A 19,020-nucleotide genomic window follows, 5' to 3' on the forward strand; every position below is an offset into this window, starting at 1 on the left:
GATGGCGTAAGAAATGTACGTCAAGTCGATTGTCAAGAGGGACGTTGAGTGAGTTCACCCAAGATGTTGCGGGGCCTGCTGTCGTTCAGCAGCATGACCATGGTCTCGCGGGTTCTCGGCCTGGTCCGGGACCAGGTGGTGACCTCGACCTTCGGCACCAACGCCATCACCGATGCTTTCTGGGTCGCCTTCAGGATACCCAATTTCCTGCGCCGGCTGTTCGCCGAGGGTTCCTTTGCCACCGCATTCGTGCCGGTGTTCACCGAGGTGAAGGAAACCCGCAGCCACGCCGAGCTGCGTGAACTGATGGCCCGCACCGCCGGCACCCTGGGCGGCGTGCTGATGCTGGTCACCGCGCTGGCGCTGATCTTCGCCCCGCAGCTGGCCTCGGTCTTCTCCAGTGGGGTGGATACCGACCCGGCCAAGCAGGGCCTGCTGGTCGACCTGTTCCGCCTGACCTTCCCGTTCCTGCTGTTCGTCTCGCTGACCGCCCTGGCCGGCGGTGCGCTGAACAGTTTCCAGCGCTTCGCGATGCCGGCGCTGACCCCGGTCATCCTCAACCTGTGCATGATCGCCGGCGCACTGTGGCTGGCGCCGCGGCTGGGTGGCACCCCGGAAAAGCAGATCCTCGCCCTGGGCTGGGCCGTGCTGGCCGCCGGCCTGCTGCAGCTGCTGTTCCAGCTGCCTTCGTTGAAGGGCATCGACCTGCTGACCCTGCCGCGCTGGGGCTGGAACCATCCGGGCGTGCGCAAGGTGATGACGCTGATGGTACCGACCCTGTTCGGTTCGTCGGTGGCGCAGATCAACCTGCTGCTGGACACCGTCATCGCCGCCAAGCTGACCGATGGCTCGCAGTCCTGGCTGTCGCTGGCCGACCGCTTCCTGGAGCTGCCGCTGGGTGTGTTCGGCGTGGCCCTGGGCACGGTGATCCTGCCGGCGCTGGCACGGCACCACGTCAGCACCGACCGCGAAGGCTTCTCGCGCTCGCTGGACTGGGGCCTGCGCATGACCCTGCTGATCTCGGTGCCGGCCATGCTCGGCCTGCTGCTGCTGGCCGAACCGCTGATCTCCACGATCTTCCAGCACGGCCAGTTCACCGCCTTCGACACCCGCATGACGGCGCTGTCGGTGTACGGCCTGAGCTTCGGCCTGCCGGCGTTCGCGCTGCTGAAGGTGGTGCTGCCGGCGTTCTACGCTCGCCAGGACACCAGGACGCCGGTGCGCGCCGGTGTCGCCGCGCTGGTGGCCAACATGGTGTTCAACTTCGCGCTGCTGGCGGTGCTGTACCAGGTGATGGTGCCCGATGAGCTGAAGGCGCAGGGGGTGATGGCGGCGCTGGGCAAGCAGCCCGGCCTGCACCTGGCGCTGGGCATCGCCAGCGCGCTGTCCAGTTACCTGAACCTGGGGCTGCTCTGGTACTGGCTGGGCAAGACCGATGTCTACCAGCGGCGGCCGGGCTGGGGCGGCTACCTGCTGCGCCTGTTGCTGGCGTGCACGGCGATGGTCGGCGTGCTGCTGGCCCTGCTGTACTGGCTGCCGGGCTTCTCGTCGATGGGCGTGTGGGAACGGATCGGCGCGCTCGGCCTGCTGGTCGGCGGTGGCGGGCTGACCTATCTGCTTGCGATGGTGGCGATGGGCTTCCGTCCGCGCGATCTGCGTGGGCATTGATCGTGGCTCCCGGCGGCTATACTTCAGGGTTACACCATTGAAGGGGCGGGCTTCGGCCGGCCGGAACGAGAGTTGATGAGCAGGCTGTTCAGAAGCGTCGAGGGCGGGGAGCTGTTCCCCAACGGAAGCGTGGTCTGCATCGGTGCATTCGACGGCCTCCACCTGGGCCATCGTGCGCTGGTGCGGCACGCGGTCGCGCGTGCGCGCGCCTTGGGTGTGGCTGCGGTGGCGGTGGCCTTCGAGCCCTTGCCGCGTGAGTTCTTCGCCCAGGGTACGCCGCCGCCGCGGTTGACCCTGGCACGCAGCAAGGTCGAGATCCTGCACGAACTGGGCGTTGATGCGATCGGCCTGCTGCGCTTCGACGCGGCGATGGCGGCGATGCCCGCTGAAACCTTCGTGCGCCAGCTGCTGGCGCAGCGCCTGAATGCCCGCGAGGTGTGGATCGGGCCGGAGTTCTGTTTCGGCAACCGTCGCCGTGGCGATCTGGCCCTGCTGCAGGCGCTGGGCGCCGAGCTCGGTTTCAGCGCCGGCGAGATCGAAGCGGTCGACCTGCATGGTGACCGCATCTCCAGCACCCGTATCCGCCAGCTGCTGCAGGAAGGCGACTTCGTCCGCGTCGGCGACCTGCTCGGTCGCCCGTACTCGATCAGCGGGCGGGTCGTGCGCGGGCGCCAGCTCGGCCGTACGCTGGGATTCCCCACCGCCAACCTGCGTTTCCCGAAGACCCCGGCACTGTCGGGCATCTACGCGACCTGGGTGCACGGGGTGTTCGACCAGCCGTGGCCGTCGGTGTCCAGTTTCGGTACCCGGCCGACCGTGGACGGCGTGGAGCCGCTGCTGGAGGCGCACCTGTTTGATTTCCAGGGCGACCTGTACGGGCGTCACATCGAAGTCGAATTCGTTGCCAAACTGCGTGACGAAGAGAAATTCAACGATCTGGCGGCGCTGACCGACCAGATGCACCGCGACGCCGAACAGGCGCGTGCCATCCTTTCCGAACATAGATTGCGAGCCACTGCGTGAGCCAGGACTACAAGACCACCCTCAACCTGCCGGCCACCGAATTCCCGATGCGCGGCGACCTGCCCAAGCGCGAGCCGGGCATTCTGGCGCGCTGGGAAGAGCAGGGGCTCTACCAGCAGCTGCGCGACAACGCCGCCGGCCGCCCGCTGTTCGTGCTGCATGACGGCCCGCCGTACGCCAATGCGCGCATCCACCTGGGCCATGCGGTCAACAAGATCCTCAAGGACATCATCGTCAAGTCGCGCTACCTGGCCGGCTTCGATGCGCCCTATGTGCCGGGCTGGGACTGCCATGGCCTGCCGATCGAAATCGCGGTGGAAAAGAAGTGGGGCAAGGTCGGGGTGAAGCTCGATGCGGTCGCGTTCCGGCAGAAGTGCCGCGAGTTCGCCGAGGAGCAGATCGACATCCAGCGCGCCGACTTCAAGCGCCTGGGCGTCACCGGCGACTGGGACAACCCGTACAAGACCCTGAGCTTCGATTTCGAGGCCAACGAGATCCGCGCGCTGTCCAAGGTCATCGCCAACGGCCACCTGCTGCGCGGCGCCAAGCCGGTGTACTGGTGCTTCGACTGCGGTTCGGCGCTGGCCGAGGCCGAGATCGAATACCAGGAAAAGACCTCGCCGGCGATCGACGTGGCCTACACCGCGCGCGATGCGCAGGCCGTGGCGCAGGCGTTCGGCGTAAGCGTGCCGGCCGACGTGGAAGTGGCCGTGCCGATCTGGACCACCACCCCGTGGACGCTGCCGGCCTCGCTGGCGGTATCGCTGGGCGCGGACATCCGCTACGTGCTGGCCGAAGGCCCGGCGCACAACGGCAAGCGCCGTTGGCTGGTGCTGGCCGCTGCACTGGCCGAGCGCTCGCTGCAGCGCTACGGCGTGGACGCGGTGGTGCTGCACGGTGAGGCCGAAGGTTCGGCGCTGGAAAACCAGCTGCTGATCCATCCGTTCTACCCGGAGCGCGAGATCCTCGTGCTCAATGGCGAACACGTGTCCGACGAGGACGGTACCGGTGCGGTGCATACCGCCCCCGGCCACGGCCAGGAAGACTACGTGGTCAGCCAGAAGTACGGCCTGCTGGACAAGTACAACGCCGGCCAGGTGACCCCGGTTGACGGCCGTGGCGTATACCTGGAATCGACCCCGCCAGCAGGCGAGGTGGTGCTGGCGGGCCAGCACCTGTGGAAGGCGCAGGAGGCGATCGTGCAGGTGTTGCGCGACAGCGGCGCGCTGCTGGCCTTCGTCGAGATCCGCCACAGCTACCCGCACTGCTGGCGGCACAAAACGCCGGTGGTGTTCCGCGCCACGCCGCAGTGGTTCATCTCGATGGACAAGGCCAACCTGCGCAGCGATGCGCTGGCCGCCATCGACACCGTCGGCTGGTTCCCGACGTGGGGCAAGGCGCGCATCCAGAGCATGGTCGACGGCCGCCCGGACTGGACCATCTCGCGCCAGCGCACGTGGGGCGTGCCGATCGCACTGTTCACCCATCGCCAGACCGGCGAGATCCACCCGCGTTCGGTGGAGCTGATGCAGCAGGTGGCCGACCGCGTCCAGGCCGAAGGCATCGACGTGTGGTACTCGCTGGACGCGGCCGAACTGCTGGGCGCTGAAGCGGCCGACTACGAGAAGGTCACCGACATCCTCGATGTCTGGTTCGACTCGGGCGTGACCCACGAAGCGGTGCTGGCTGCCCGTGGCTTCGGCAAGCCGGCCGACCTGTACCTGGAAGGTTCGGACCAGCATCGCGGCTGGTTCCAGTCCTCGCTGCTGACCGGCGTGGCCATCGACCAGCGCGCGCCGTACAAGCAGTGCCTCACCCACGGTTTCACCGTGGACGAGCACGGCCGCAAGATGTCCAAGTCGCTGGGCAACGGCATCGAGCCGCAGGAAATCATGAACAAGCTGGGCGCGGACATCCTGCGCCTGTGGATCGCCTCGGCCGACTACAGCAACGAGATGTCGCTGTCGCAGGAAATCCTCAAGCGCACCGCCGACGCCTACCGTCGCCTGCGCAACACCGCACGCTTCCTGCTGGGCAACCTGGACGGTTTCGATCCGGCCCAGCACCTGCGCCCGCTCGACGAGATGGTCGCGCTGGACCGCTGGATCGTGCATCGCGCCTGGGAACTGCAGGAGAAGATCAAGGCCGCGTATGACAACTACGACATGGCCGAGATCGTGCAGCTGCTGCTGAACTTCTGCAGCGTGGACCTGGGCTCGCTGTACCTGGACGTGACCAAGGACCGCCTGTACACGATGCCGACCGATTCGGATGGTCGTCGTTCGGCGCAGAGCGCGATGTACCACATCGCCGAAGCGTTCACCCGCTGGGTGGCGCCGATCCTGACCTTCACCGCCGATGAGCTGTGGGGGTATCTGCCGGGCGACCGTGCCGGCCACGTGCTGTTCACCACCTGGTACGAGGGCCTGGCTCCGCTGCCGGCCGACGCACAGCTCAACGCGGCCGACTTCGACCAGCTGCTGGCCCTGCGCGAGCAGGTGGCCAAGGTGCTGGAGCCGATGCGCGCCAATGGTGCGATCGGCGCCGCGCTGGAAGCGGAGATCACCATCGCCGCCAGCGAAGAGCAGGCGACCCGCTGGCAGCCGCTGGCCGATGAACTGCGCTTCCTGTTCATCAGCGGTGACGTGCAGGTGCGCCCGGCGACCACCGACGAGGTGTTCGTCAGCGCGCAGCCGACGCAGAAAGCCAAGTGCGTGCGCTGCTGGCACCACCGTGCCGACGTTGGCAGCAATGCCGACCACCCGGAACTGTGCGGCCGCTGCGTGACCAACGTCGCCGGTGCCGGCGAAGTGCGGAGCTGGTTCTGATGGCCGCCGCGCGCCCGCATCCCAATGCGCTGATCTGGCTGCTGCTGTCGGCAGTCATCATCGGCCTGGACCAGTGGTCGAAGGCCTGGGTGCTGTCGAGCCTGCCGGAATTCCAGCCGGTGGTGGTCATCGACGGCTTCTGGAACTGGTACCGCACCTACAACACCGGGGCAGCGTTCAGCTTCCTGAGCGATGCCGGTGGCTGGCAGAAGCACTTCTTCACCGTGCTGGCGATCGCCATCAGCGGCCTGATGGCCTGGTGGCTGCGTGCTACCGCCCGTGGCAACTGGAAGGCCGCCGTGCCTTATGCGCTGATCATCGGCGGTGCGATCGGCAACGTGATCGACCGCCAGGTGCATGGTCACGTGGTCGATTTCATCCAGTGGTACGTCGGCGAGCATGCCTGGCCGTCGTTCAACATCGCCGATTCGGCCATCGTGGTGGGTGCCGTCGGCATCGCCCTGTTCGGCCTGTTCGACGGCAAGTCCGCCAAAAAGGCGGATAATGCCAACCCGAAACCGTAAGCCGGCCGCTGCCGGGAGACTGAACTGATGGATGTGCTGCTCGCCAACCCGCGTGGTTTCTGTGCCGGTGTCGATCGTGCGATCGAGATCGTCAAGCGCGCGATCGAAACGCTGGGCGCGCCCATCTATGTCCGCCATGAAGTGGTGCACAACCGCTTCGTGGTCGATGACCTGAAGCAGCGCGGCGCGATCTTCGTCGAGGAGCTCGACGAAGTGCCGGACAACAACACCGTCATCTTCAGCGCCCATGGCGTGTCCCAGGCCGTGCGCCAGGAAGCGGAGCGGCGTGGCCTGAAAGTGTTCGATGCGACCTGTCCGCTGGTGACCAAGGTCCACTTCGAAGTCGCCCGTCACTGCCGTGCCGGCCGTGACGTCGTGCTGATCGGCCACGCCGGTCACCCGGAAGTGGAAGGCACCATGGGCCAGTGGAACCGCGAAGCGGGCACCGGCCAGATCTACCTGGTCGAGGACGTGGAGCAGGTGGCCACGTTGCACATCAACCAGCCGGAAAACTTCGCCTACACCACCCAGACCACGCTGTCGGTGGATGACACGCGCGGCATCATCGATGCGCTGCGCGAGCGCTTCCCGGCGATGCAGGGCCCGAAGAACGACGACATCTGCTACGCCACGCAGAACCGACAGGACGCCGTGCGCGACCTGGCCAAGCGCTGCGACCTGGTGCTGGTGGTCGGTTCGCCGAACAGCTCCAATTCCAACCGCCTGAGCGAGCTGGCCCGCCGTGAAGGCGTGGAGAGCTACCTGATCGACGGTGCGCACGAGATCGACCCGGCGTGGGTGGTGGGCAAGCAGCATATCGGCGTGACCGCTGGTGCTTCCGCACCGCAGGTGCTGGTCGATGGCGTGCTGGCGCGTCTGGCCGAGCTGGGCGCGTCCGGTATCGGTGAGCTGGACGGCGAGCCGGAATCGATGGTGTTCGCGCTGCCGAAGGAACTGCGCCTGCGCCTGATCGACTGACCGGCAGCGCTGCCGGTGGGAGCGAACCCTGGTTCGCACTGTCGGCTGTACGCCATCCACGCGTGGCGTGGATCTACCCGGTACTGCTCTGCCTTCCAGCAGATCCACGCCATGCGTGGATGCTGCCAGTCTTCGCCAACGCTCCGATGAGGCTTTGCCGCATCTGGTCGATGCGCCACTGACCATGACCTTCGGCCATGGGGCTCGGCACCTCACAGGCCTAGCATCGGGGAATCCTTTGCTGCTGGAAGTTGCCGATGAAAACCCGTGCCCTGGTGATGTCCGTGCTGTTCGCGCTGGCGGCTACGCCCGCGCTGGCGCAGACTCCGCCACCGGGTGATGCCGCCGCCCCCGGCCTGCTGCGCATCGACGTCGATGCACGCGACCTGGCCCGGCGCATCTTCAAGGTGACCGCCACCGTACCGGCCAAGCCCGGCCCGATGACCCTGCTGTACCCGCAGTGGATTCCCGGCAACCATTCGCCCACCGGCCCGATCGACAAGCTGGCCGGCCTGCGCGTCACTGCCAACGGCAAGCCGCTGGCCTGGCAGCGCGACCAGTTCAACGTGTATGCGTTCAAGGTGGACGTGCCGGCGGGCGTGAGCGAGATCGTCGCCCACTTCGATTTCCTGTCTTCGCAGGGCGGCAGCCAGGGCCGGGTGGTGATGACCCCGGAAATGCTCAACCTGCAGTGGAACGCCAACTCGCTGTATCCGGCCGGCGTGGACGCGCGCAACCTGCAGGCGCAGGCCAGCGTGACCCTGCCCAAGGACTGGGCCTACGCGACTGCACTGGAAACCGCACGCCGCGATGGCGACACCGTGGTGTTCAAACCGATTTCCTATGACCACCTGGTCGATTCGCCGCTGTTTGCCGGTGAGCATCACCAGCGCATCGACCTCGACCCGGGCGCGAAGGCGCCGGTACATCTGAACGTGTTCGCCGACGATGCCAAATCGCTGAAGCCGACCGACGCGCAGCTGAAGGCGCACCGTGCGCTGGTGCAGCAGGCGGACAAGCTGTACGGCGCGCGCCACTACGACCACTACGAATTCCTGCTTGCCCTGACCGATCGCCTCGGCGGCATTGGCCTGGAACACCATCGCTCCAGCGAGAACAGCGCCGACCCGGGCTACTTCACCGAGTGGGACAGCGACGCGTGGATGCGCGACCTGCTGCCGCATGAGTACACCCACTCGTGGAATGGCAAGTACCGTCGCGGTGCCGACCTGGCCACGGCCAACTTCAATACGCCGATGGGCGACAGCCTGTTGTGGGTGTACGAAGGGCAGACCCAGTTCTGGGGCCAGGTACTGGCCGCACGTTCGGGGCTGTGGTCCAGCGAGCAGGCGCGCGACATGCTGGCCAATGTGGCGGCCACCTATGATCGTGGTCGCCCAGGCCTGGCCTGGCGACCGCTGCAGGACACCACCAACGATCCGACCATCGCGCAGCGTCGCACCCTGCCGTACCGCAACTACCAGATGAGCGAGGACTACTACTCCGGCGGGCAGATGCTGTGGCTGGAGGTGGAGGGCAAGCTGCGTGGGCTGACCGGCAACCGGCGCAGCCTGGATGACTTCGCGCGTGCCTTCTTCGGCGTCGGCAACGGCGATTGGGACGTCAATCCGTACACCTTCGATGACGTGGTGGCGACCCTCAACGGCATCGCGCCGTACGACTGGGCGAGCTTCCTGCGCCAGCGCCTGGATGGGCACGGATCGTTGACCGGTGGCCTGGAACTGGCGGGCTGGAAGCTGGTCTACCGCGATGCGCCCAACGAGGCCTACAAGGCGCAGGAAAAGCGCGCGAAGGCAGCGCTGCTGGCCTACTCGCTGGGAGCGACGGTGCTCGACAGTGGCGTTGTCGGTGATGTGGTCTGGGACAGCCCGGCATTCAATGCCGGCCTGGCACCGGGCATGAAGGTGATCGCCGTTGGTGGCCGCGAATACAGCAGCCAGCGCTTGAAGGATGCGGTGGCTGCAGCCGCCAATGACAAGGCCCCGGTCACGCTGCTGGTCAAGCAGTTCGACCGCATCGACACGATGAAGATCGACTACCACGGTGGCCTGCAGTATCCGGTGCTGGAGCGCATCGCCGGCCGCCCGGATCGCCTTGCAGAGCTGTGGAAGGCACGATGAAGCTGCGCACGCGCGATGGGTTGATCCTGGTGGTGGCCGTGCTGGCCATCATCGGCGCCTACCTGGACGGCGACGGGCGCTGGCTGCACTGGTTGGCCAAGCCGGCGACCACGCTGCTGATCGCCGCGATCGCCTGGCAGGCGCGGCCGGCGGGCGATGCGTTCTACCGGCGTGCGGTGCTGGCCGGCATGCTGTTGTCCTGTGCAGGTGATATCGCGCTGATGCTGCCGATCGACGCGTTCGTGCCAGGCCTGGTGGCCTTCCTGCTGGCGCACCTGTGCTACATCGCCGCGTTCCGTGCCGGCCTGCGCGCGGGCCGCGGATTGCTCGCTGCCTTCGTGCTGCTTGCCGCATTCGCTTCGATCAACGTCACCGGCCTGTGGCCGCATCTACCGCTGCCGATGCGCGTTCCGGTGCTGGCCTATGTCGTGGTGCTGGCGCTGATGGCAGTGCTGGCACTGGCCCGCTACTGGAAGCGGCCACACGTCGACGCACTGGAAGCGGGCAGCGCGCGTTGGGCTGCCGCTGGCGCACTGCTGTTCGTGGCCAGTGATTCCCTGCTGGCGTGGGATCGCTTCGGCGGTGGCCTGCCGATGGCCAGCCTGCTGGTGCTGTCCACCTACTACGCTGCGCAGTACGCCATCGCCCGCTCGGTGAGATAGCCCTTTTTCTACTGCAGGTTGCCCTTGGCGTCGTAGCGCAGGCGTACGGTCTGGCGGTCGCCGGCTACTTCATCCGGTAGCCACACCAGCTTGCCGCCCTTGCGGATGACCACATACACATGGCCGACGTCGGCGGGCGTGCGCATCAGTGCATTGCGCTGTTGCTGCAGGGCCTGCGTCACCCGTGGTACGGCATCGAAATCGATGTTGGCCAGTGCAGTGCTGCTGCGGCGCAGGGTGATGGTCGGCGCGAACTGGTGCGGATTCACCGCATCGCCCTTGCGCCATTGTCCACGTTGGTAGTGATAACTATCCACGTGGCCCGGCTGCTGTGGATCGACCAGGTCGATGTCGATGCGGCCGTCGTCATGGAAGTGGATGCTGTGGAAAACGACCAGGCGTTCGCCGGCCAGTCCGGGCATCGCCTCCAGCGCCTGCCGTGCCACCTGCAGGCGCTCGCTGTCGAGCAGCAGGTTCGGCCGCGCGCGCCTTGGCAGCGGCATCGGTTCGGGCGCCGCCCGTGGCGTTGCGATGGCCGCCGTTCGCAACGGTTGTTCCCATGGGTCTTGTTGCATCGCATCCGCAGGCACGGTCGATGCGGCACCACGCAGGGTCGCGTTGACGGTCTGCAATGCGCCGCCCGCCGTGGCGGCACCGGCCAGGGCCAGCACTACGCCAGCAAAGACCAGCGGCGTGGACACGGGCCGCTTCACGGCTGCTCCATGCGCACGCTGCGGCGATCATCCGGGTCGTAGAGGATGTCGACCTGCCCGCGTGGAATGTTGGCCAGTTCGAGCAGCGCAACGAAGCGGCGCACGCTGGCCTGCTGCACGTTGCCCTCGCGGTCGAGATATTCCAGCTTGAACTCGACCTGCGGTTGTTCGTTGACGTAGGTGCCGGTCTGGCGCACGTCGAGCACCTGCGCTTCGGCGCCGATACCACGGTACTTGAGCGCTTCGCCGCGCGCGTCGATCTGCAGTGTGCCGGCCAGCAGGCGCGCCAGCAGACGCAGGCCGATCAGGTAGCCGCACAGCACCAGCGGGCAGACCAGCAGCGGATGGCCGAAGCCCAGGAACGTCCAGCCCAGTCCATCGCTCTGCAGGCGATAGGCCATGACGTACGCGGCAGCCACCACGACAATGCCGATCAGGCCGCCGATGCCGCGGCGCCACAGGCTGGCGCGGTCCAGTTCCGGTTGCGATCCTGCCAGCATCAGGTTGGGCGCGGGGCCGGGTGTAGGGCTGAGCAGCACCTCCAGCGGGCTGCCCACGGTGAAGCGCTGCAGCTGTGGCTTGCTGTCGACCACGACCAGCGTTTCGGTGATCGGGGTGCCGGACAGATTGTCGAAGGCCAGCTGCAGCCGCCACTGCGCGAAGCCGCGCACCTGCACGCCGGTCTGTTCGGCCTGCTCGATGCGTGCGCTGCGTGGCGTGCCGTCGGCCAGGATGCCGCGCACACGTTGCAACGCACGGGGTGGCGCCAGCAGCAGGTAATGCAGGAAGGCGTACAGCAGCACCAGCCATAGCGTCAGCGACGTCGCCAGCAGGGCCAGTGCCAGCCAGGGCGCGCTGCGGTCGCCCGCTTCCAGCGGCCAGCTGGTGCCGAAGTAGAGCAGGCAGGGGAAGGGCAGCGCGAAGAACAGCATGAGCGCTCCCAGGAACCAGAGGTAGGCTTTCATGACTCGCCTTCGACGCCGTGGAACAGGCGGCGTAGGGTACTACGCTCAGCGGAATTGCAGGGTCAGCAGGAAGTAGCGCCCGAGTGGATCGTCCAGCCCGGGCATCTGCCCGCCGCTGCCGACCAGGTGGTTCACCGGCCGCGTATCAAGCAGGTTGTGCACGTCCAGTGCGGCAATCACGCGCGGGCTCAGCCGCCGCGCCAGATGCAGGTTCCAGCGCAGCTGCGCCGGGTTCATGCAACGGCCCTGGTCATGCTGCTCCTGCGCGCACGCTTCACCGGCCAGCCATGCGCGGGTGCGGCCGACGCGGTTGCCTCGCAGGGCGATGTCCCAGGACGGGTTCTGCCACTGTACGTTGAGGATGCCCGCGTTCGCCGGCGTGGCATGCCCGCGCAGGTCCACCGATTCGCCATGGCCGCGATCACGACGCAGCTCCTGCTGTTTCAACGCATCCAGCGAGAACAGCCACTGCCCGTTGCGGCCGGTATCCACCCGGTACTCGCCACGCAGGACCCAGTTGCGCGAGGTGGTGCGGCCGATGTTGTCGAATGACAGGCGAAGATCACGCAGACGACCCTGCTCATCCAGTTCCCAGGTGCCGGGATTCCACAGGGCATCGCTGGGTTGCAGGGCGAGGATCTCGTTGCGCAGTTCGACGATGTTGTGGGTCAGTGACAGCGAGAACGCATCGTTGGGTGTCCAGCTGGCGGCCAGCGAGTGGCTGCGCGAGGTCTCGGCTTTCAGCCCATCGTTCTCCATCACCTCCACTTCCACCGCGCAGCCGCCATCGCGCAGCGGGCGCGCGCACGGCGGCAGGGACTCCGAGGCGGGCAGGCCATACAGGCCGAAGTAGCCCGGTGGCCGCCGGCGCTCGAAGATGCTGGGAGCGCGGTAGCCGCGGCCACTGGCCAGCAGGAACGACCAGTGCGGGCTGGGGCTCCAGCGCAGGCCGGCACGCGGCGAAAACGCAGTGTCACCGCCATCGCGGTCCAGTCGCGCGGCCACGTCCAGGCGCAGTGTCGGCGTCAACGGCAGGCCCACTTCGGCGTAAGCGGCGTTGCTCTGCCGCGACAGCCGGCGTTGCTCCATCGGCAGTCCCAGCGCCAGCTCGCCCTTGCCCAGCAGCGGATCGGGCAGCGAGGTCCAGCGCTCGCGGCGCAGATCGATACCAGTGGCCAGTTGTGCTGCACCGCCGGGCAGTGTCATCAGGGTGCGCTGCATGCCCCACCAGCCCTGCCACTGCTCGGTACGTCCGCGGTTGTGGATGGCCGGGAACAGCTCCTCTGCCAGCCCCGCCGGCAGGGTGGAAAACCCGGGCAGGAAGTCCAGCGTGCGTGCTGCTTCCAGCAGGCGTTCGCTGCGCACGGTGCCTTCGGTGCGCAGGTCCACCTGGCTGCGCTGCGCGCTGAGGCCAGCATCCCAACTGCGGCCGGCGCGCTCACGGCCCATGCCGAAACTGATGTCGCCTTCGGTGGCATGCACGCGCGGGCGCACTTCGCCGCCTTCCTGCAGGACCACGTTGAGGATCGCGCCACGGCTGAAATTGAGGGCGACGGCGGTCGGGCCCAGCTCGAAACGCTGGCGGTTGTGGCTGGCGCGTGCTTCCACGTAGGCGTAGCGTCCGTCACCGCGCTCGTGGCGATAACGCAGGTAGCCGGACAGCGTTTCCGACGCCGGTTGCAGCGAGCGCGGGCGTGCGTTGTCGAACCAGCAGCCGTCGTCTTCGCTCTGCAATGGCGGATGGCACTGCGTGGCCGGGTAGTAGTCGCCGTTGGGCATGATCAGCCCGATCGGGTACAGCGATGTTTCCGCATGCCAGTCGCGCTGGTCGCCGGCCACATGCTGCAGACGATGCAGATCGATGCCGGCGAACCAGCGGTCGCCGCCTTCGCGCACGCCGCCGGTGGCTGCCTGCACACGGTACTGATCGCCATCGCCACGGCTGCTGACACCCGATTGCAGCGTGGCTTCCGGTCCCTCGGCCTGGTCACGCAGAATGATGTTGACCACGCCGGACATCGCATCGGCGCCGTAGATGGCCGATGCACCGCCACGCACCAGCTCGATGCGCTCGACGAAGCTGAGCGGAATGCCTCCCAGATCGGTCAGCCCGCCTTCCTCCAGCGACACCATCGGATAACGCGGCAGGCGCCGGCCGTTGACCAGGAACAGGGTCGCGCGCGGGCCCATGCCGTCCAGGCTGGTGGTGGCGGCCGCGCCGACCGGCAGGTACAGCGAGTCGCCGCTGCGCGAGGTGCTCAATGGCGGGTGGCCGTTCATGCCGGGCAGGTGGCGCAACAGGTCGAACAGCGTGCCGTAGCCGCTGCGCAGGATGTCTTCGCGGTCGATCACCGTTACCGGCAGCGTGGTCTGCACGGAGGTGCGCGGCAAGCGGCTGCCGGTGACGTGGATCGGCGCCAGTTCCACCTGCACCGGCTTCGCTGGCGCGGGCGGCGGTGGCCGCCGTACCGGCTGCGCGACCACGGCGGGTGGGGCAGCGTGCCGGCGGACCACGAATCCGCCGCTGGGGGTCTGCAGGATATTCACCGGCATGCCGGCGACGAGCTGCTTCAGTGCGGCGGCCGGCGCCAGCGAGCCGGCGACGCCGCCGGTGCGCAGGCCGGTCAGTTCACGTGCGTCGAACACCAGGGCAATGCCACTCTGGCGTGCCCATTGCTGCAGGGCCGGCGGCAGGGCGCCGGGAGCGATACGGTAGTCGACCTGTCTGACGGCTTCTGCTGACGCCGCCGTTGCCGCCACACCGGGCACCAGCACAACGCACAACAGGGCCTGCAGCAGACCCCAGCGCAGCACGTCCCAGCGCAGCACGTCCCAACGAAACACATCAGGCGCCGGCATCGGCCGCCGCCTCAGTAGGTGCGGCGCAGTTCCAGCGCGCCATCCGAGCGCGGCTGGCCAGCAATGGACCACCCCAGTTCCAGGGCGGAAAGCAGTTCATGCGCGTCGCCTGCACGGAAGGTGCCGCTGACCGCGAGGTCGGCGATATCCGGGTCGGCGACCACCAGTGGCGTGCTGCCATAGCGGTTCATGCGCTCGACCACAGTGGCCAGGGGCGTGCCGTCGAACACCAGCCTGCCCTGCGGCCAAGCCTCGGCGGCGGCAGTCGAGGACAGCTGCGGGCCGGGTTGGATCTTGCCGGAGGCCAGGACCTGCAGCTGCTGGCCCGGCGAGAGCGTGTGCTGCGCACTGCCACTGGTGACTTCCACCACGCCTTCCAGCAGCGCGACCTCGACCCGGCCGTCAGCCAGGCGTTCAACCTGGAAGGTAGTGCCGATATCGCGGATCGAGCTGCCGCCGGCCTGCACCCGCAGCGAGCGCGATGAAGGTTCGACCTGCAGCTGGATGCGACCGTGTTCCAGCGCCAGTTCGCGCTTGCGCCAGCCGAAGCGTGCGGTCAGCGTGGTGCCGGCGTCGAGCGTGGCGATGCTGCCATCGGCCAGGGTGCGCTGCTGCGGCAGCAGGCTGGCGTTGGCGTAGGTCAGCGGTGTGGGGTTGCCATCGGTGTACAGCATCCAGCCCAGGCCAACGGCCAGGCACACGCCTGCAGCGGCGGCGACACCGGGCAGCCAACGCCGCTGCGGCCGGCGTGCCGCACGCGCGGCGGCGGTGCGCAGCCACGGGTCGCTGGCCAGGCCGGCGCTGCGCTGGTGCAGCTTCTCGGCCTGCACCCACGCGCTGACATGTGCCGGATCCTCGGCCAACCAGTCCTCGAAGGACTGCCGTTCTTCGGCGCTGCAGTCGGGGGCGTCCAGCCGGGCCACCCAGGCGCTTGCGTGTTCAAAAAGCAACGTGTCATCCCTGTTGTCGTTGCGGATCATTCGGCATCTCCATCATTGTGGAGAGGATCGGGGCCCAGCTCCTTGCGCAGGCCCTGCAATGCACGGGCAATGTGTTTTTCCACGGTCTTGGCGGTGATGCCGCAATGCCGGGCGATCTGTGTATAGCTCATCCCGGTGATGCGGTTGAGCAGATACACCTCGCGGGCACGTTCGGGCAGCTTGAACAGTGCCTGGCGCAGCAGGGCGAGCATCTGCCCGGATTCTGCCTGACGCAGCGGATCAGGAGAAGCACTGGCGGCTTCTTCGTTGCCGTCGCGTTCGGTCAGCGACAGGTGGTTGCGCGATTGTGGCGAGCGCCCGCGGTCTGCCAAGCGGTTGCGGGCGATGCGGTACAGCAGCAGCCGCAGCTCCTCGGTGCCGTGCGCGCGGTAGCGGATCAGGCGCTCCATGCAGTCCTGGGCGATGTCCTCGGCATCCTCGGGGCCGACACCGCGGGCGCGCAGGAAAGCGCACAGCGGCGCGCGTTCCTCGCGCACGAATGCGATGAAGGCATCCGGAACCCCGGGCAGATCCGGCGCAGGACGGAGCAAAGGGGAGGGCGCGGACAGGGGAGGGCCTCGGACGACGATGACGGACGCGTCACCGAGTTTTACGCGACGGTGACCGGATGGGGAAGCCCACGTTTCTTCCGCATTTCCATTGTGAATGCATTCATGTTTTTTCTCGCCGTCGACTGGGGGCGTCGGGCCCGCTGCTGCGTTCTGCTTTCGACCCGCGTGGTGCGGGCGGAGAGAGAGAACGCAATGAAGCATTCGAAGTTGAGCATCGCCCTGGCAGGCCTGGTGGGTATCGCGACCCTGGGCCAGATGGATGACGTCATGGCAATGAATTATCACGTGCAGGGCGATCGCGTCGTGCTGAGTGGCGGTGTCACCGTCGCCGACGTCGTCGCGCTGCCGGCGCTGCTGGCCAAAGCGCAGGCCGAAGGCCGCCCGATCCGCGAAGTCGTGCTGCGCACCTCCAATGGTGGCGCGCTGATCGCGGGTGAGTGGCTGCAGGGCGTGATCCGCACCAACGGCCTGAACACCATCGTGTCCGGCCACTGCATCTCGTCCTGCTCGATCATGCAGTCCGGTGGCGTCGAACGTTACCTGGCCGGCGACCTGCCGCTGGTCGACTCGGTGCAGATCCACGCTGCCAGCAACAGTGGCAAGGTGATCTACACGCCGTCGCCGCGGATGACCGAGATCTACACCGGCAACTACGGCGGCGGCATGGATGCCGGCCTGCTGCACAAGGCCATGTACGAGGTGGTGCAGCCCAACGGCCTGCTGGTGTTCCGCGACCCGGCCCGGACCACCGGTGCTTCGGTCAGCTTCGATCCCGATGGCAGCGGCCGCAGGCTGGAGACCTTCCCCGGCCAGGACATCTACAGCAACAACATCATCACCGCCGCCGGTTACCGCGATCCGGGCGATACCCTGACGGTCACCGGTAATGTCAGCGGCGACATCAATCCAGGCTACCTGCGCACTGCGCGCCAGCTGCAGGCGTTCGTCGATGACGACTTCGCGCGCTGGAACGATACCGACTTCGCCACCACTTACATCAACCAGGCCGTCTCCATCTACAACGCCGCTGCACGCGGTCCCAACGGCATCGGCACCTTCTCGGTACAGGACTTCCTCAGTGATCCGGGCATCCAGGCCGACCTGCTGGCAAGCCTGCGCCTGTCGGAGCTGGACGCTTCCACGCTGGGCAATTCGGCTGGCGTGATCCGCGTCGCCAAGGGCGGCACCTGGCGCACCGCCGAAACCACCGGCGCCGATTTCATGCTGGTGGAGAACGGCACCATCGCCCTGGAAGGCGGCGCATTGCGCACCCCGGAGCTGCGCGTGCTGGCGGCCGGCATGGTGGTCGGCCACGGCGACATCGCCTCGGTTGCCACCGACTCGAACGCACTGCTCGATGCCACCGGCCCGTCGTACCGCGAGGACGGCTTCAACCGCCTGCGCGTGTACGGCACCCTGATGCCGCGTGGTGGTGATCTGGTCACCCACGGCTACGTCAACATCATGCCGGGCGGCAAGGTGCTGTTCGACGTGACTGAAGCCGGCGGCTCCCAGGCCGGGCGCCTGCGTGTGGGCGACTTCTACGACAGCGGCGCCAACGAGGGTGCGCTGGTCATCTCGCCGGGCGCCCACCTTGAACTGAACGTGGCGCAGGGCTTCTACGCCGGCAACTACCAGCGTGAGCTGGTGAGCGGCCCGATCTACCAGGGCGGTTTCACCGATGCGGTGCGCCTGGGTGACACCGGCTATACGGCCAGCATCACCGACGGCGAGGTGTTCCGGCCACGCCACAATTCGCTGCTGAGCTTCAACATCAACCAGACCGCCGAGGGCCTGTCGCTGACCGCCAACCCCGGCTTCGACCAGCTCGCGCAGCTTACCGGCAACAATGGCAACGATGGACTCGGTCGCGCGCTGGCCACTGCCGGCCAGCGCCAGGATGCCGGGCTGAAGCCGCTGCTGGGGGCGCTGCAGTTCGCTGACCGCGATGTGATCGCCCAGCAGGCCGGTGCGCTGCGCGGTGATGGCCATGCCAGCCTGCGCCTGGCCGACAACGCGCTGGTTGGCAGTATCGGCAGCGTGGTGCAGCAGCACCAGGCCGCACGACGCAGCGGCAGCGGTGATGCCGGTGGTTTGGCCGCACAGGCCGCGCAGGCGGCGTCGGCACAGCCGGGCATGGCCAATGGCAGTCTGTTCAATCAGTTGGCGATGCATCTGGTGGAGCCGGCGGGGACGGGCGGTGGCAGCACCAACTTCGGCGACGAAGCGCCGCGCAGCCATGGCCTCTGGGGACGGGGCTTCGGCAGCCATGGCCGCATCGATGGCGAGGGCGGCGTGGCCGGCCTGAGCCATACCGTCGGCGGCATCGTGCTCGGTGCCGATACGCAGCTGGCCGATGACCGGGTGACGCTGGGCGTCAGCGTTGCCGCGGCGGACATGTCGACCAAGGGCCGCGATGGTTCCGGGTTCACCGGTGATGTGCGCGCGCTGGATGTAGGCGGCTACCTGGATGCCACCTACTCGCGGGGTTACCTGTCGGCCTCGGTGCGCTACACCGACCTGCGCCACGACACCCGCCGCAGCATCGACGGCATCGATGGCCTGCAGGGTCCGTTGCGTGCGAAGTACAACAACGATGCGATCTCGGCCCGGCTGGAGCACGGCTTCTCGTTCACCACCGCCAAGGGCGTGGTGATCCAGCCGCTGCTGCCGGTGGTCGATTACGCGCGCACCTCGGCCACCCGTTTCAATGAAGGGCAGGGGGCCGGCGCACTGGTGGGGCGTGGTGACAGCCTGGAAAGCATCCGCGTCGGCGCGGGCCTGCAGGTGTTCAAGACCTTCGAAGGCAACAACGGCGAGCGCATCACCCCGCGCGCGCGCGTGGTCTGGCAGAAGGAACTGGGCGACACCCAGGCCCGTTACAGCACCGGCTTCGCCGCTGCGCCGGACCTGGTGTTCGGTGCCAGCAGCCAGGCCGTGGGCGAGCAGGTGCTGGCCTGGAACCTGGGTGTGACCAGCCGCGCCACCGATCGCCTGTCGGTGATGGTCGACTACGTGGGCGAGCGTCGCGACGGCCAGCTGCAGAACGGCGTGATGCTGGGCCTGGGCTATACGTTCTAAGGCAGTACCGGCACCGGCGGCCGTCG

The 19,020-nt window shown here is 67.5% G+C and carries 13 protein-coding genes; 8 read left to right on the forward strand and 5 right to left on the reverse strand.

Annotation, left to right across the window (positions count from 1 at the left end; translation table 11 throughout):
* The first annotated feature begins 63 nt into the window (after positions 1-63).
* The 7 genes from murJ to CR918_RS04270 all read left to right on the forward strand — a co-directional run bounded on the left by murJ (position 64) and on the right by CR918_RS04270 (position 9,824).
* Positions 64-1,668 carry a murein biosynthesis integral membrane protein MurJ gene (gene murJ, locus CR918_RS04240; RefSeq protein WP_059063471.1) on the forward strand — a complete coding sequence of 535 codons (1,605 nt, stop codon included), beginning with the start codon at positions 64-66 and terminating at the stop codon, positions 1,666-1,668.
* Positions 1,669-1,743: 75 nt separating this feature from the next.
* Positions 1,744-2,691, forward strand: a complete 948-nt coding sequence (locus CR918_RS04245; RefSeq protein ID WP_099842123.1) for a bifunctional riboflavin kinase/FAD synthetase — start codon at positions 1,744-1,746, stop codon at positions 2,689-2,691.
* Entirely contained in the window at positions 2,688-5,519 is a 2,832-nt protein-coding gene (ileS, locus tag CR918_RS04250; RefSeq protein WP_099842124.1) for an isoleucine--tRNA ligase, read from the forward strand. The genes CR918_RS04245 and ileS overlap by 4 nt, the downstream gene beginning before the upstream one ends.
* Complete coding sequence (gene lspA / locus CR918_RS04255) at positions 5,519-6,043, forward strand: signal peptidase II (protein ID WP_099783243.1); 525 nt, start codon at positions 5,519-5,521, stop codon at positions 6,041-6,043. The genes ileS and lspA overlap by 1 nt, the downstream gene beginning before the upstream one ends.
* A 27-nt stretch (positions 6,044-6,070) precedes the next feature.
* Positions 6,071-7,021: a 4-hydroxy-3-methylbut-2-enyl diphosphate reductase gene (gene ispH, locus CR918_RS04260; RefSeq protein ID WP_099842125.1), complete on the forward strand. Its 951-nt coding sequence runs from the start codon at positions 6,071-6,073 to the stop codon at positions 7,019-7,021.
* A 257-nt stretch (positions 7,022-7,278) separates the two neighbouring features.
* On the forward strand, positions 7,279-9,162 hold the full coding sequence (locus tag CR918_RS04265) for a M61 family metallopeptidase (RefSeq protein ID WP_099842126.1): 1,884 nt from the start codon (positions 7,279-7,281) through the stop codon (positions 9,160-9,162).
* Positions 9,159-9,824, forward strand: coding sequence for a lysoplasmalogenase (locus CR918_RS04270; RefSeq protein ID WP_080149410.1), 666 nt, complete (start codon positions 9,159-9,161; stop codon positions 9,822-9,824). Before CR918_RS04265 ends, CR918_RS04270 begins: the two co-directional genes overlap by 4 nt.
* Before the next feature lie 8 nt (positions 9,825-9,832).
* Here CR918_RS04270 and CR918_RS04275 read toward each other — a convergent pair whose 3' ends face one another.
* Genes CR918_RS04275 through CR918_RS04295 form a run of 5 tightly spaced genes read right to left on the reverse strand, consistent with a single transcriptional unit; the run spans position 9,833 to position 15,838 of the window.
* Entirely contained in the window at positions 9,833-10,537 is a 705-nt protein-coding gene (locus tag CR918_RS04275; protein ID WP_099842127.1) for a hypothetical protein, read from the reverse strand.
* A complete protein-coding gene (locus CR918_RS04280) occupies positions 10,534-11,502 on the reverse strand; it encodes a hypothetical protein (protein WP_099842128.1) in 969 nt (322 codons plus the stop codon). Before CR918_RS04280 ends, CR918_RS04275 begins: the two co-directional genes overlap by 4 nt.
* A 45-nt stretch (positions 11,503-11,547) precedes the next feature.
* Complete coding sequence (locus tag CR918_RS04285; RefSeq protein WP_099842129.1) at positions 11,548-14,361, reverse strand: TonB-dependent receptor; 2,814 nt, start codon at positions 14,359-14,361, stop codon at positions 11,548-11,550.
* An 11-nt stretch (positions 14,362-14,372) separates the two neighbouring features.
* Positions 14,373-15,341, reverse strand: a complete 969-nt coding sequence (locus tag CR918_RS04290) for a FecR family protein (RefSeq protein WP_099842130.1) — start codon at positions 15,339-15,341, stop codon at positions 14,373-14,375.
* Entirely contained in the window at positions 15,338-15,838 is a 501-nt protein-coding gene (locus CR918_RS04295) for an RNA polymerase sigma factor (RefSeq protein WP_080149532.1), read from the reverse strand. Before CR918_RS04295 ends, CR918_RS04290 begins: the two co-directional genes overlap by 4 nt.
* Positions 15,839-16,105: 267 nt before the next feature.
* Here CR918_RS04295 and CR918_RS04300 point away from each other — a divergent pair, with 267 nt between their 5' ends.
* On the forward strand, positions 16,106-18,994 hold the full coding sequence (locus tag CR918_RS04300) for an autotransporter outer membrane beta-barrel domain-containing protein (RefSeq protein ID WP_099842131.1): 2,889 nt from the start codon (positions 16,106-16,108) through the stop codon (positions 18,992-18,994).
* Positions 18,995-19,020 lie beyond the last annotated feature (26 nt).

The sequence above is a fragment of the Stenotrophomonas indicatrix genome, assembly GCF_002750975.1.
GTDB classification, from domain to species: domain Bacteria; phylum Pseudomonadota; class Gammaproteobacteria; order Xanthomonadales; family Xanthomonadaceae; genus Stenotrophomonas; species Stenotrophomonas indicatrix.

Excerpts from the sequence above, each read along its gene's own strand:
- murJ (WP_059063471.1), top strand. The coding sequence starts at position 64 with ATGTTGCGGGGCCTGCTGTCGTTCAGCAGCATGACCATGGTCTCGCGG.
- CR918_RS04245 (WP_099842123.1), top strand. The coding sequence starts at position 1,744 with ATGAGCAGGCTGTTCAGAAGCGTCGAGGGCGGGGAGCTGTTCCCCAAC.
- lspA (WP_099783243.1), top strand. The coding sequence starts at position 5,519 with ATGGCCGCCGCGCGCCCGCATCCCAATGCGCTGATCTGGCTGCTGCTG.
- ispH (WP_099842125.1), top strand. The coding sequence starts at position 6,071 with ATGGATGTGCTGCTCGCCAACCCGCGTGGTTTCTGTGCCGGTGTCGAT.
- CR918_RS04265 (WP_099842126.1), top strand. The coding sequence starts at position 7,279 with ATGAAAACCCGTGCCCTGGTGATGTCCGTGCTGTTCGCGCTGGCGGCT.
- CR918_RS04270 (WP_080149410.1), top strand. The coding sequence starts at position 9,159 with ATGAAGCTGCGCACGCGCGATGGGTTGATCCTGGTGGTGGCCGTGCTG.
- CR918_RS04280 (WP_099842128.1), bottom strand. The coding sequence starts at position 11,502 with ATGAAAGCCTACCTCTGGTTCCTGGGAGCGCTCATGCTGTTCTTCGCG.
- CR918_RS04285 (WP_099842129.1), bottom strand. The coding sequence starts at position 14,361 with ATGCCGGCGCCTGATGTGTTTCGTTGGGACGTGCTGCGCTGGGACGTG.
- CR918_RS04290 (WP_099842130.1), bottom strand. The coding sequence starts at position 15,341 with ATGATCCGCAACGACAACAGGGATGACACGTTGCTTTTTGAACACGCA.
- CR918_RS04300 (WP_099842131.1), top strand. The coding sequence starts at position 16,106 with ATGAAGCATTCGAAGTTGAGCATCGCCCTGGCAGGCCTGGTGGGTATC.